This is a genomic window from Antarctobacter sediminis, from assembly GCF_019218285.1.
Lineage (GTDB): Bacteria > Pseudomonadota > Alphaproteobacteria > Rhodobacterales > Rhodobacteraceae > Antarctobacter > Antarctobacter sediminis.
Map to the genome: position 1 here is coordinate 596,163 of NZ_JAHUZG010000002.1, position 12,870 is coordinate 609,032.

Consider the following 12,870-nt stretch of genomic DNA (forward strand, 5'->3'; position numbering starts at 1 on the left):
CGCATATCAGGGGCGTCCTGCGGGGCGCCCCTTTTTTTGGCCAGATTTCGGCCCCACCCCGGGTCCACCGAAAAAACCGCCAAGTCTGCGCAATTATGTTGCGCAACCCAAACCACAAAGGTAACGAAGTTACCAACGACGGACAGTAGAACTGGAGGAACTCTCATGGCACGTGTAGCACTCGTCACCGGCGGCAGCCGCGGTATCGGCGAAGCCATTTCCAAGGCACTCAAGGCAGAAGGTTACGAGGTCGCCGCGACCTATGCCGGCAACGATGAAAAGGCCGCCGCCTTCACCGAAGCCACGGGCATCAAGACCTACAAGTGGAACGTGGCCGACTATGACGCCTCGAAGGCAGGCATCGCACAGGTCGAAGCTGATCTTGGCCCGATCGACGTGGTAGTCGCCAATGCCGGCATCACCCGCGACGCGGCCTTTCACAAGATGACCCCGGACATGTGGAAAGAGGTGGTCGACACCAACCTGACCGGCGTTTTCAACACCGTGCACCCGGTGTGGCCCGGCATGCGTGAGCGCGGCTTTGGCCGCATCATCGTGATCTCTTCTATCAACGGCCAAAAAGGTCAGATGGGTCAGGTCAACTATGCGGCCACCAAGGCGGGCGATCTGGGCATCGTGAAATCGCTGGCACAGGAAGGCGCCCGCAAAGGCATCACCGCCAATGCGATCTGCCCCGGCTACATCGGCACCGAAATGGTCCGCGCGATTCCCGAGAAAGTCCTGAACGACGTCATCATCCCGCAGATCCCCGCAGGACGTCTGGGCGAGCCCGAGGAAATCGCGCGCTGCGTGACCTTCCTTGCCTCGGATGACGCCGGCTTTATCAACGGTTCGACCATCTCGGCCAACGGCGCTCAGTTCTTCGTCTGATCGACCGTTAACCTGATTATCAAAAGCTAAAGGGGCGCGTGGTTGAATCCATGCGGCCCTTTTCTCTTTATAGGTTACCTTGTCAGGGCAGTCGGCGGACTGCACCAACAAGGAGACAGCAATGAAAAAGACACTGACCTGCATGGCCCTTGCGTTAACCCTGGGCCAGGGGCCCGCCCCGGCGACCGCGCAATCCACCGAAGCCTACCTTGGAGCGATCTGGCTGTTCGGCGGCAATTTCTGCCCGGTTGGCACCAGGGAAGCAAATGGACAGATCCTCTCGATCAGCGAATATTCGGCGTTGTTCGCCCTGTTCGGGGTTCAATACGGTGGCGACGGTCGCACCACCTTTGCCCTTCCCGACATGACCAGCATGGTGCCCAGCCAAGGCGGAAAATACTGCGTGAACATTCGAGGCGTGTTCCCTTCCCGATCGTGATCTGACGCGTCGGAACGGAATCCCCAAAATATAAGCGCCTCCGGAGCCTGACGGTTCGGAGGCGCTTGTTGCCCGGACTAGACCGGCGGGAGCGGGGAGACTCGCGGCCTGCGGTCAGCGACGCCAGGCGAAAACCATCTGCCAAAGGCCAGAGACAAGGGCTCCGCGCGCATCATGCGCGGCACGGATGGCATCGCGGTGACGCATATCGATGGCAGATTCGAACATTGAAGTCCTCGTAGGGTAAGCAATCCTTGATATTCGTTAGGATAGTCAGGCGGGTGACCGACGACAAACGAGACTTTTCAGGCGGTCAGTTAAGATATACTTATGTATCCATGTCCGACAGACTGCCCCCTCTGACCGCCCTGCGCGCTTTTGAAGTTGCTGCGCGCCACTTGTCCTTTGCCAAGGCAGCGGATGAATTGAACGTGACACCCGCCGCCCTGTCCTTTCAGATAAAGAACCTCGAAGAGCATCTGGGCGCGCCGTTGTTTCACCGCCTGAACCGGGCTGTCGAACTGACAGAGGCCGGTCGCATCCTTGCCCCCGGAGCCACGCAGGGGTTTGAACGGTTGATGACGGCATGGCGTGCAGCGCGCAGGTTGCAGGACACCGGCAAGCTGACCGTGACCGCAGGGCCGGCATTTACGGCCAAATGCCTTGCACCTCGGCTATATGGGTTTGCGCAGGCCCACCCCGAGATCGAACTGCGGTTCATCGCCGGATTGCGCATGATGGATTTCGACCGGGACGAGATCGATGTGGCGATCCGCTACGGATATGGCCGCGATCAAGGGCTGTACAGCGCACATTTCCTCGACGAAGGCATCACCCCCATGATGCGCCCCGAACTTGCGGCGCAATATCCGACACCTGAAAGCCTGTTGGACGCACCGCTGCTGCACGATGCCTCACATGATTTCATGGATCCGCCCGCCGGATGGCGCCAATGGTTCAACGCCTGCGGAATCGATCAGGTCCCAACGCCGGCCGCAAGATTTTCACAGGCCGATCACGCGCTGGACGCCACGCTGGCAGGCAGTGGCGTCGTACTTTCCCGCACTTCCCTGGCGCAGCGATCACTTGCCTCCGGGCAATTGGTCGCGCCCTATAAGATCGCGCTGACCACCTCGGCCCGATTCCGGTTTCTTTGCGTGAAGGGGACGGAAAGCCGACCTCAGATCGCTGCTTTCCGGGACTGGCTCTTTTCAGAGATCAGGGCATTGCCGACAGGCCTTGATGGCAAAACGCTGATTTCCGTCGAAGACCTGTCCCAAGCGTGAAAGACGGGGCACCTTGGCCGCGTCGCGCCGGGACAGGCCCCCAAAAGCGCGGTTACATAACCGTTTGCGGCGACAGCCGCGTGATCTCTTCCTTGATCCTCAGCTTCTGTTTTTTCAGATCCGCAATATGCAGGTCATCAGTTCCCGGGGCGCGCTGCGCCTCTTCCACAGCCTCCGACAGGGCGTGATGCTTCTTTTTCAGTTCCTGCAGGTGCGAACTCAAGCTCATGGGATCCTCCTTTCAGATGATGAGACTCTCAGTGCATCACAGAATTTCTCTCAAGTCACGCTGCGGGTGCATCATGAATTCACAAAAATGTAACAGAGATATAGGTCACTTCACCGATGCCGGAAATTCCAGCGCCGCACCGCGCATCATGATTGCCTCAAAGCGGTCCGTGTAGCGGTTGCCCGGCTCTTCGTGACGATCACCAGAATGAATCACCGCGCCCGCGTGAAAGCGGAACGGCGCGCGCCCTTCCTTGCGGCCCCGCACCAGAACAAGGCGCGGCGCACGCCCCAAGCGCGGCAGCAACGGAAAAAGTTCGATCGCGCCCAACCGCCCCTGCATCGCAACCAGCAGATCCGGCAACCGCTCGGCCCGCTGGATGAAGGTGGCATAGCCCTTGGGCTTCAGCCGCTTGGCCGCGCATGTGACCCAATCCGTCAGCGGCGTGTCGCCGGCCAACGCGATTTCCCGCCCGCTTTCCTCGGCCTCGATCCGCTTGCCCGCCTCAAAGTAGGGCGGATTGGCAAACACATGGTCAAAGCTCTGCGCCCTGAGCTGTGGCGGCGGTTCAGACAGGTTGCCCGTCCAGATCTCGCCTTCAAGCTTGTTCAGGGTCAGGTTCTGGCGCGCCAATGCGGCATAGCCCGGCTGCAATTCCAGCCCCGTCAAGCGCAATCCCGGAACCCGGATGCCAAGGCAACACAGGCCCGGCCCGGCCCCGCATCCCAATTCCAGAACGCTTTGCCCCGGTACGGCTGCCACGGCGGCAGCCAGAACCACCGGATCGGTGCCCGCGCGATAGCCGTCCCTTGGTTGCAACAGGCGCACCTTGCCGCCCAGCATCGCATCCTCGGTCAGCGCGTCCGCGGAAAAGGGCTCAGCCCTCAAAGTTCACCCCGGCCTCGCGCAGCAGGCGCCGGGCCTGTTCGATCTGGTCGGCGCGTACCATCAGGCGCCGCGGCAGAATGCCTATGGAGCCCTCGAGTACGCTCATGTTTACGTCCAGTTCAAAGCTGTCTATACCCTCCTCGTTCAGGAGGGTTCGGACCAGCGGGATCAACGTGATGTCGTTTGTGCGCAAGAGCTCTTCCATGGTGGGGATGTAAGGACAAGGCCTACGGTTTGTCGAGCCTTGCACGGGAGTTTGATGAGCTTGGACGAAGCCACCCAGAAGCCGCATGAGCGCCTTGCCACCTTGCTGGCGGGTGATCTGGACGCAGTCAACGCCCTGATCCGCACGCGGATGGCCTCGGAACATGCGCCGCGCATCCCGGAAGTGACAGCGCATCTGGTCGAGGCCGGAGGCAAACGTCTGCGCCCTCTGTTGACATTGGCCGCGGCCCGGATGTGCGGCTATGACGGCCCCTACCACATCCATCTGGCCGCGACGGTCGAATTCATCCACACGGCAACCCTGCTGCATGACGACGTGGTGGATGAAAGCAAGAAACGCCGCGGACGACCCACCGCGAACCTGCTGTGGGACAACAAGTCCAGCGTGCTGGTGGGTGACTATCTTTTTGCGCGCTCCTTCCAGTTGATGACAGAAACCGGCAACCTGCGGGTGCTGCGCATCCTGTCCAACGCCGCAGCCACCATCGCTGAGGGCGAGGTGCTGCAACTGACGGCAGCGCAGGACCTGACCACCACCGAGGCGACCTACCTGCAAGTGGTGCGCGGCAAGACGGCGGCGCTATTTTCGGCGGCAACCGAAGTCGGCGGCGTCATTGCCGAACGACCCGAGGAGGAAGTGAAGGCGCTGTTCGATTACGGCGACGCCCTTGGCATCGCCTTCCAGATTGTTGACGACCTCTTGGACTACTGGGGGTCCGATGCGACCGGCAAGAACCTTGGCGATGACTTCCGCGAGCGCAAGCTGACCCTGCCGCTGATCAAGGCCTTTGCCGCGGCCGACGCGGAAGAGAAAGCCTTTTGGAAGCGGGTGATCGAAAAAGGGGATCAGCAGGACGGCGACCTTGACCACGCCATCGACCTGCTGAACAAGCACGGCGCGCTGGAGGCGACCCGGCAAGAAGCGCTGGCCTGGGCCGGGCGTGCCAAGAAAGCCATGGAAACCCTGCCGCCCAGCGAGCTTCGGAACCTGTTGATCGACCTCAACGATTACGTCGTCAGCCGGGTCAACTGATCAACGCCTCGCGGGCCGTCGGGCCTGCCGCCGGCGCCAGTTTGCTCAACATCCTTGGCCTGCGGGGACCGAGCCGTTAGCCAAGGGTCGCGCTTTTGACCCACCAGTTCGGAAATCTGCGGCGCAACTCCTGCGCCATGGCCTCGCTCTGGGCGCGGCTGTCGAACACTGCGAAACAGGTTGCGCCAGAGCCGGACATGCGCACCAGTCGCACCCCGTCCAGACACGACAGTTCGCGCAAAACCTGTTCGATCTCCGGGCGCAAGTCCGAGGCAGGGGCTTCCAGATCGTTGCGCTGATCACTCAGCCATGTCAGCACATCGCCAACGCGCCCGCTGGCAGGAATTTCGGACATTGGCGGATTATCGCGCCGCGCCAGCGCCTTGAACACCGCCGGGGTTGCGACCTCGACCCTCGGGTTGACCAGAAGCGCCTCCAGCGGCGGCACATCGACCGGCGTCACCGTTTCCCCGATCCCCTGCATCCGGGCAGAACGGGCCGCCATGCAGACCGGCACATCCGCGCCGAGCCGCAGCGGATCAAGGCCCGGAGCCGCCCCGAAGAGCGTTGTCATCGCGCGCAGCACTGCAGCCGCATCCGAAGAGCCACCGCCGATCCCGGCAGCGGCTGGCAGATGTTTGTCCAGCGTGATCGCGACCGGCTGGCCAAAGGCTTCCGCCGCCCGCCAGCAGAGGTTGCGGGCATCCTCGGGCACACCCGCCGCCATGGGGCCTGTCACCTGCAATGACATATGCTCCGCAGGCGCGACCGTCACCCGGTCCCCCACATCGGCGAACATCACCAGCGAATCCAGCAGGTGATACCCGTCGTCACGCTGTCCGGTGACGTGAAGGGTCAGGTTGATCTTCGCGGGGGCAAACTGCTCAATTGCCCGAAGCGTCATCCGTGACCTGCAACGGCGGCGCACCTTCCTCGATCAGCACCTGATCAAGGCCGATCTCGATCTTGCGTTTGATCCGTTCCGGGTCGGCCTCGGCTGCGGCATCCTCCCAATCCACGAAGGACAGCGCGCGTTTCCACATGAATTCGGCCTCACGTTCACGCCCGACCGCCCAATACACATCGCCCAGGTGATCGTTCACCACGGGATCGATGGGCATCAGTTCGGCGGCGCGTTCCATGTGCGGCACCGCTTCTTCATAGCGGCCCAGACGGAACAGGACCCAGCCAAGGCTGTCGACGATGTAGCCTGCGTTCGGCCGCGCCTTTACGGCGCGTTCGATCATATCCAGCGCCTCGTCCAGCTTGATCTGCTTTTCGACCAGTGAATACCCGAGGTAGTTCAGAACTTGCGGTTGTTCCGGATTCAGGTCCAGAGCCTTACGGAAATCGGCCTCGGCCTCCTGCCATTTGCCTTGGCGTTCGTAGGAAATCGCACGGGCGTAAAAGAGGAACCATTGGCGGTTCGAAACTTCGACGACACGCGACAGGCCCTCGGTATAGGCGGTGACCGCCTCTTCGTAACGCTCTTCCTGACGCAGGTAGTCGCCCATCGTGGTGTAGACCACGGCCATGGACCCATGCGTTTCGGTCAGCCCCTCAAGTACGGCGATGGCCTCGTCCATCTTGGCCTGTGCGCGCAACGCCTCAGCCTTGCCCAGTTCCGCCGCATGAAACGCCGGATGATCAGCAGGGACCTTGGCATAGGTTTCAATGGCCAGTTCGTTCTGACCGATGCGCGACAGAACCTCGGCCGACAGCAGGATCGCGTCGACATGATCGTTGCGCAAATATTCAGCGATTTGCGCGTAAAGCAGCGTCAGATCCTCATTGTTCTCTGCCGCCAGCGCCCCCGCCAGCGTGTAAAACACTTCGGCGATACCGTCGCGCGGCGAACGGACATGAGTAAAGGCCACGGATTCGCCAGCGGCAAGTCGGTTGCGCAGCGCCTCCAGCCCCGGGTCCAGATCACCATTGAATGCCGCAGACAAAAGTTCCAGTGCATCGTCATTGCGATCCAACTGGCTGAGGATTTCCGCACGTGCCATGACACCACGGCGCGTGCTGCCCATGCCCGCGCCGGGGTTGTTGGCAAAGATGGATTCGGCGCCTTCGAAATCGCCGACAGAGGCAAGCGCAAACGCCTTGTGATAGGCGGCAAACGGCCCCAGCCCCTGAATGCGCGACACCTCGTCAAAGGTCAGCGTCGCAGCGGCCATGTCGCCGGTGCCAAGCTGCGCCCAAGCCTTGATCAGCCCGTCCGCGAGCGGCCCAAGACCGCGCTTGTTGTTGACCGCCTCAATGATCGAGGCATAGGCCTCGCCCCGTGCGTCGCGGGCGACCAGCGCCATTTGTGCGATCTGGCTGGCAAATCCGTCCTGTGCCAGCTGTTCGGCATAGCTGGCCGCGCGATCAACCTGTCCAAGCGAGATATTGGCCAGAACCGCCCGCTCCAGCAGTTCAGGACGGCCGGGATCACGCGCCAGCGCCTTGCCGTAAAAATGGGCGGCTGCCTTGAAATCCGCAAGGAAAGAGGCCTGTCGCGCAGCGAGGTAGTCCCCGGCAAAGCCTGCCCCGATCGTGGCACGGCGCAGGCTGTCGGGGGCGGCCGCCGGATTCGCCTCGGGCGAGGGGCTGGCATCCGCCAATAGCAGCGGCTGCGGATCGGTCGCGGCAAGCCGGAGCTTGTCGGGGTCTGGTTGCGGTTGCGGATCGGGGTGTACAGCCAGTTCCGCATCGGGCTGCGGATTGTCCGGCTCTTGCAGAACCACCCACCCCAGCGCAAGCGCAAGGGCCACAGCAGAAACGCCAGCAAGCTTGCCCGCGCCGACCTTCGAAATCCAATCCGTCAAATGCCGGTCTCCTCAGTCACCATTCAGGCAAAGCCTAGAGCCCTTGTGCAGGCATGGCAATCAGGAGCGGCGGTGTGATGACCCCAAGACAGTCATCACAACCGCGCGAGTCCGGCATCACATGTTGGGATAGTTCGGCCCGTCGCCGCCCTGCGGCACCGTCCAGTTGATGTTCTGGCTGGGATCCTTGATGTCACATGTCTTGCAGTGGACACAGTTCTGGAAGTTGATGACAAACCGCGGGCCGGTTTCGTCCTCGACCACTTCGTAGACCCCGGCAGGACAGTAGCGCTGTGCCGGTTCCGCGTATTTCGGCAGGTTGATTGCCGTGGGAACATGCGGATCTTTCAGTTGAAGATGCGCTGGCTGGCTTTCTTCGTGGTTGGTAAAGCTGAACGACACGTTGGTCAGACGGTCAAAGCTGAGCTTGCCGTCGGGCTTGGGATAGTCGATCGGCTCACAGACCTGCGCGCTCCGGGTGGCCTCGGCGTCGGTCTTGCCATGGCTGATGGTCCCGAAGAAGGAAAAGCCCAGCAGGTTGTTCGTCCACATATCCAGACCGCCCAGCGTCAGGCTGGCGGTGAGCCCGTATTTCGACCAAAGCGGCTTGACGTTGCGGACCATCTTGAGGTCCTTGCCGATGGCGCCGGTGCGCACTTCGGTTTCGTAATCGGACAGTTCATCGCCGGAACGGTCGCTCTTGATGGCGGCATAGGCCGCTTCGGCCGCGGCCTTGCCCGACAGCATGGCGTTGTGGTTGCCCTTGATGCGCGGGACATTGACCATGCCGACCGAACAGCCCAGCAGCGCAACACCGGGCGCGACCATCTTGGGCATCGACTGATAGCCGCCTTCGCTGATCGCGCGGGCGCCATAGGCGACACGTTTGCCGCCTTCCAGCAGCTCGGCCACCATCGGGTGATGCTTGAACCGCTGGAATTCCATGTAGGGATAAAGGTGCGGGTTCTCGTAGTTCAGATGAACCACGAAGCCGACATAAACTTGGTTATTGTCGAGGTGATAGATAAACGAGCCACCCCCGGCGTTCGATCCCAGCGGCCAGCCCATCGTGTGCGTGACCGAGCCTTCCTTGTGCTTGGCCGGGTCGATTTCCCAGATTTCCTTCATGCCAAGGCCGAACTTCTGCGGCTCTTTCCCGGCTGACAGATCGTATTTGGCAATCACCTCTTTCGACAGCGATCCGCGCACGCCTTCGCCGAGGAAGACATATTTGCCCAAAAGCTCCATGCCGGGTTCATAGCCCGGGCCACGCGAACCATCGGCTTCCTTGCCGAATTCACCTGCCACAACACCGCGCACTTCGCCGTTTTCGCCGTAGACCAGTTCGGAACAGGCCATGCCCGGAAAGATCTCGACGCCCAGCGCCTCGGCCTGTTCGGCCAGCCAGCGGCAGACATTGCCCATCGAAACGATGTAGTTGCCGTGGTTGTTCATCAGCGGCGGCATGGGGAAGTTGGGGATCCGCAGCTTGCCCGCTTCGCCCAGCATAAAGAAGTTGTCCTCGCGCACGGGGACATTCAGCGGCGCGCCCTTTTCCTTCCAGTCGGGGATCAGCGCATCCAGACCGCAGGGATCCAGCACCGCACCAGACAGGATATGCGCGCCGATTTCCGAACCTTTTTCCAGCAAGACGACATCAAGGCTATCGTCCAGCTGTTTCAGTCGGATCGCGGCGGACAGCCCTGCCGGGCCACCGCCCACGATGACGACATCATATTCCATGGATTCGCGCTGCACGTCGGACATTCCGGCTCCTTCCGCGGGGCATTGAAATTTTGTTTCGCGATTGAGTAGCGCGGCAGTGCAGCACGGGTCAATCAAGACACGGCGTCGCAAGGAAAGAAAGCGACATGGAAAAGGCAGGTTCCGGGTGGTTTTTTCCAGAAAGGCCAAGGGACCTGCGCAGTTCAAAGGGCAAACAGGCGCGATCCACCCCTAGGCCGAGGACACAAATCCCCGTCATGGCTCCCGGGCATGCTTTGAGGGCGCGGTCGTCCAACCGCCTGTTGAAAGGCAATTATTCGGCCACTGTCCCGCCGGTCGTGCCCGATGATGGCCTCATGGGCAGATCAAGGATACCGCTTCTCTTCGGGCGGTTTCTGCAACTGCATCGCGCCGAAACGGTCAAAACCGGCCCGCCTGCCCAACTACTGCCCCTGCGTAACACGCCTTGGTCCCGCGTGGGCCCAAGGCCAAACAGACGGGCCGCCTCCCGACGCGGCATCGCGTCGATTCGCCGGCAAATATCACATCCGCTCCGGCAAACCGCCTGGTATCCGAAACGACAAAGGGGGCGATCCCGCCCCCTTTTCGCGTTGCAGATAAAGTGACGGATCAAAAGATCGGAGCGATCTCGATCTTGCCGCGGTCCGGGCCGACCTTGAGCAGACGATAGGCATTGGTGCCGAAATACAGCGTGCCATCCGGGGCCTCTGCCATGGCGGTCACCCATTCCGCAGGGCCACCGCGCAGGCGTTCGCCCTTCAATACCCCTTCGGGACCGTCTTTGCCCACGGGCACGAACCTCAGATCAACCCCTTTGGTCAGGATGTAGTTTTCCCCCTTCGCATCCATACCGGCAAAGTTGAAATAATCCTCGCCCAGATCGATCAGCGCGCCAGAGCCATCCGCCGAAAACATCATCGAATCGAAATTCGTCCGCAGCACCATCAACTGGTCCCCCATCATCCGCACGTCCTTGGGGAACGAGACGCGATAGGGTGTTTCGGCCATTTCAAAACTTCCGGTGCCAAAGTCCACCGACACGACATTGCTCACATAGCCATCGTGCAATTGCTTGAAATCGGCCTTTTGCAGCTTGGTCAGATCGGCGGGTTCATCCTGTTTCTCTTCGGCGTCGGATTTGTCGTAATTGGTCAGCACCATCGCCTTGTCGGCCCCGGGCGCAAGCGCGATCAGGTTGGCCTTGATCTTGCCCATGGCAACGCGGGCCATCTGCTCGCCGGTGGCGGCAAAAAACAGCGTCACCGAATCGTCCTTGTAATGCTGGTCCAGCGCGGCAATCGCCCCCGCGCGCGCGTCGTAGACCATGTCGTCCACATCCGACGCCTTCCATGCGACGGACATGTCAGCGGTTTTATAGGCGGTCAGCGTATCGGCATCATCGCGGAAAAAGACCATCTCGCCGTCCGCGCCATGCACGATCTGGCGCACCAATTGCGGCACATAGCGGCGACCGGTCACTTCCAGCGTGCCGGCCGTAACGGTATAGACCGTGCGGTTGGTGCCACCGACAAGCAGCGTCTTGCCATCGGGCGAGACACTTATGGTTTCGATGGATTGGGCACCGGCAGAGCTTGCCGCAACACCCGCCACGGCAAGGCCCGCGATCAGGGAAATAAGGGTACGCATGTCAAAATCTCTTTGTTAATCGGATGCAGATCAGACTACCCCCACCCCTTTGAAAGTCAAACCCGTGCGCAGACCGGTAAAAACCCGCTGGTCTGAGCGCGTCGTTGGCTTTACATCGACGCGACAGGCTACGACACTCCCGAAACACTCGCTGAGCAAGGCAGAGACGATCCGAAAATGGACAAGATCCTGATGACCCGCGCGGGTTACACCGCGCTTGAAACCGAATTGAAACAGCTCAAATCCGTCGAGCGGCCCGCCATCATCCAGGCGATTGCCGAAGCGCGCGAACTGGGCGACCTGAAGGAAAACGCCGAATACCATTCGGCGCGCGAAAAGCAGGGGTTCATCGAGGGCCGGATCAAGGAACTGGAAGGCGCGATCAGTCTCGCCGAGGTGATCGACCCGGCGTCCCTGTCCGGGTCGGTCAAGTTCGGCGCCACCGTGACCCTCGTGGACGAAGACACGGACGAGGAAAAGACATGGCAGATCGTGGGTGAACATGAGGCCAGCGTCGAAAAGGGCCTGCTGAACATCAAATCGCCCATCGCCCGCGCCTTGATCGGCAAGGAAGAAGGCGACAGCGTCGAGGTGCGAACACCCGGCGGCGCCAAATCCTATGAAATCCTGAGCATCGCCTACAAGTAAGGCCACCGCCATGAGCGACCAAAAGGACGCCCGCCCCACGCTGCCCGGCCTCTACGCCCGGGGTTCCGCCGAGGGCGTCACCGGCATCGAAATCGCCGCCGCCGCGGTTTCGGTCGTCTGGGTTCTGCTCTCCGGCTGGTATTTTCTCGGGCTGCCCGCCGAAGAAGGCGGGCCGCTACGCTTTTTGCTGGCGCTGATGGTCATCGTGATGCCGGTGGCCCTGATCTGGGTGGCCGCGCTGGCCATCCGCGCCGCGCGCGTCATGCGTGCGGAAAGCCAGCGCCTTCAGGCCGCCATCGACGCGATCCGCCAATCCTACGTCTCGCAAGCTCAAAGCGGTCGCAACCAACCGCCTCACCCGACAGTGATCAAGCGGCTCGACGATCTGGCCAGTGCCCAGAAAAACGTCGAGGCTACATTGGCGATGCTGGCAGGCATCCGGCAAGGCGGGCACCCTTCCGCCCTGCCCGCCCCCGAAACGGCCGAGGGCGAACACCAGCCCGCCCTGTCGCTGGGCACCCCGGCAGAGGCGCTGCAACCGCCTCTGTCCAATGCCGATTACATCCGCGCCCTGCATTTCCCCGAAACCGCAGAGGACGAAGAAGGCTTTGCCGCCCTGCGTCGCGCGCTCAAGGATCGCGGCACCGCCAAGCTGATCCAGGCAGCACAAGATGTGCTGACCCTGCTAAGCCAGGACAGCATTTATATGGACGACCTGCGGCCCGACCTTGCCCGCCCCGAAGTCTGGCGCGCCTTCGCACAGGGTGAACGCGGCCGCGCCATCGCCTCGCTGGGCGGCATCCGCGACCGCTCCTCGCTTGCCCTCGCCGCGGGCCGCATGAAACAGGATCCCATCTTCCGCGACGCCGCCCATCACTTTCTGCGCCGCTTCGACACAAGCTTCTCAGCCTTCGAACCCAATGCCTCGGACGAAGAAATCTCAGGCTTTGCCATGACCCGCACGGCCCGCGCCTTCATGCTGCTGGGGCGCGTGGCGGGCACTTTCGACTAGGCCCCGGCTTCTT

At 61.7% G+C, this 12,870-nt stretch carries 13 protein-coding genes; 6 read left to right on the plus strand and 7 right to left on the minus strand.

Annotated features, from left to right (window positions below; translation table 11 throughout):
- Positions 1-165 precede the first annotated feature (165 nt).
- The 3 genes from phbB to KJP30_RS10805 all read left to right on the plus strand — a co-directional run bounded on the left by phbB (position 166) and on the right by KJP30_RS10805 (position 2,616).
- A complete protein-coding gene (phbB, locus tag KJP30_RS10795) occupies positions 166-891 on the plus strand; it encodes an acetoacetyl-CoA reductase (protein WP_218449138.1) in 726 nt (241 codons plus the stop codon).
- A 121-nt stretch (positions 892-1,012) separates the two neighbouring features.
- Complete coding sequence (locus KJP30_RS10800; protein ID WP_218449139.1) at positions 1,013-1,330, plus strand: phage tail protein; 318 nt, start codon at positions 1,013-1,015, stop codon at positions 1,328-1,330.
- A 338-nt stretch (positions 1,331-1,668) separates the two neighbouring features.
- Positions 1,669-2,616: a transcriptional regulator GcvA gene (locus tag KJP30_RS10805; protein WP_218449140.1), complete on the plus strand. Its 948-nt coding sequence runs from the start codon at positions 1,669-1,671 to the stop codon at positions 2,614-2,616.
- Between the two features lie 52 nt (positions 2,617-2,668).
- On the opposite strand, the gene KJP30_RS10810 is transcribed toward KJP30_RS10805, so the two are convergent.
- The 3 genes from KJP30_RS10810 to KJP30_RS10820 all read right to left on the minus strand — a co-directional run bounded on the left by KJP30_RS10810 (position 2,669) and on the right by KJP30_RS10820 (position 3,938).
- On the minus strand, positions 2,669-2,845 hold the full coding sequence (locus tag KJP30_RS10810; RefSeq protein ID WP_218449141.1) for a YdcH family protein: 177 nt from the start codon (positions 2,843-2,845) through the stop codon (positions 2,669-2,671).
- A gap of 105 nt (positions 2,846-2,950) precedes the next feature.
- Positions 2,951-3,733, minus strand: coding sequence for a tRNA1(Val) (adenine(37)-N6)-methyltransferase (locus KJP30_RS10815; RefSeq protein ID WP_224874120.1), 783 nt, complete (start codon positions 3,731-3,733; stop codon positions 2,951-2,953).
- Positions 3,723-3,938, minus strand: coding sequence for a putative signal transducing protein (locus tag KJP30_RS10820; RefSeq protein WP_218449142.1), 216 nt, complete (start codon positions 3,936-3,938; stop codon positions 3,723-3,725). The genes KJP30_RS10815 and KJP30_RS10820 overlap by 11 nt, the downstream gene beginning before the upstream one ends.
- Before the next feature lie 54 nt (positions 3,939-3,992).
- Between KJP30_RS10820 and KJP30_RS10825 the strand changes: the two genes are divergently transcribed.
- Positions 3,993-4,991, plus strand: coding sequence for a polyprenyl synthetase family protein (locus KJP30_RS10825; RefSeq protein ID WP_218449143.1), 999 nt, complete (start codon positions 3,993-3,995; stop codon positions 4,989-4,991).
- 76 nt (positions 4,992-5,067) lie between these two features.
- Here KJP30_RS10825 and KJP30_RS10830 read toward each other — a convergent pair whose 3' ends face one another.
- From KJP30_RS10830 to KJP30_RS10845, 4 genes are all read right to left on the minus strand, one after another.
- Positions 5,068-5,895: a 4-(cytidine 5'-diphospho)-2-C-methyl-D-erythritol kinase gene (locus KJP30_RS10830; RefSeq protein ID WP_218449144.1), complete on the minus strand. Its 828-nt coding sequence runs from the start codon at positions 5,893-5,895 to the stop codon at positions 5,068-5,070.
- Positions 5,876-7,804, minus strand: coding sequence for a tetratricopeptide repeat protein (locus KJP30_RS10835; RefSeq protein WP_343222762.1), 1,929 nt, complete (start codon positions 7,802-7,804; stop codon positions 5,876-5,878). Before KJP30_RS10835 ends, KJP30_RS10830 begins: the two co-directional genes overlap by 20 nt.
- Positions 7,805-7,921: 117 nt before the next feature.
- Positions 7,922-9,571 (minus strand): electron transfer flavoprotein-ubiquinone oxidoreductase, encoded by a 1,650-nt coding sequence (locus tag KJP30_RS10840; protein WP_218449145.1) that lies wholly within the window; start codon positions 9,569-9,571, stop codon positions 7,922-7,924.
- 588 nt (positions 9,572-10,159) lie between these two features.
- Positions 10,160-11,197, minus strand: coding sequence for a hypothetical protein (locus tag KJP30_RS10845; RefSeq protein ID WP_218449146.1), 1,038 nt, complete (start codon positions 11,195-11,197; stop codon positions 10,160-10,162).
- 177 nt (positions 11,198-11,374) lie between these two features.
- On the opposite strand from KJP30_RS10845, the gene greA reads away from it, so the two are divergent.
- Positions 11,375-11,845, plus strand: coding sequence for a transcription elongation factor GreA (gene greA, locus KJP30_RS10850; RefSeq protein ID WP_218449147.1), 471 nt, complete (start codon positions 11,375-11,377; stop codon positions 11,843-11,845).
- A 10-nt stretch (positions 11,846-11,855) separates the two neighbouring features.
- Positions 11,856-12,857: a hypothetical protein gene (locus KJP30_RS10855; RefSeq protein ID WP_218449148.1), complete on the plus strand. Its 1,002-nt coding sequence runs from the start codon at positions 11,856-11,858 to the stop codon at positions 12,855-12,857.
- Positions 12,858-12,870: the final 13 nt, after the last annotated feature.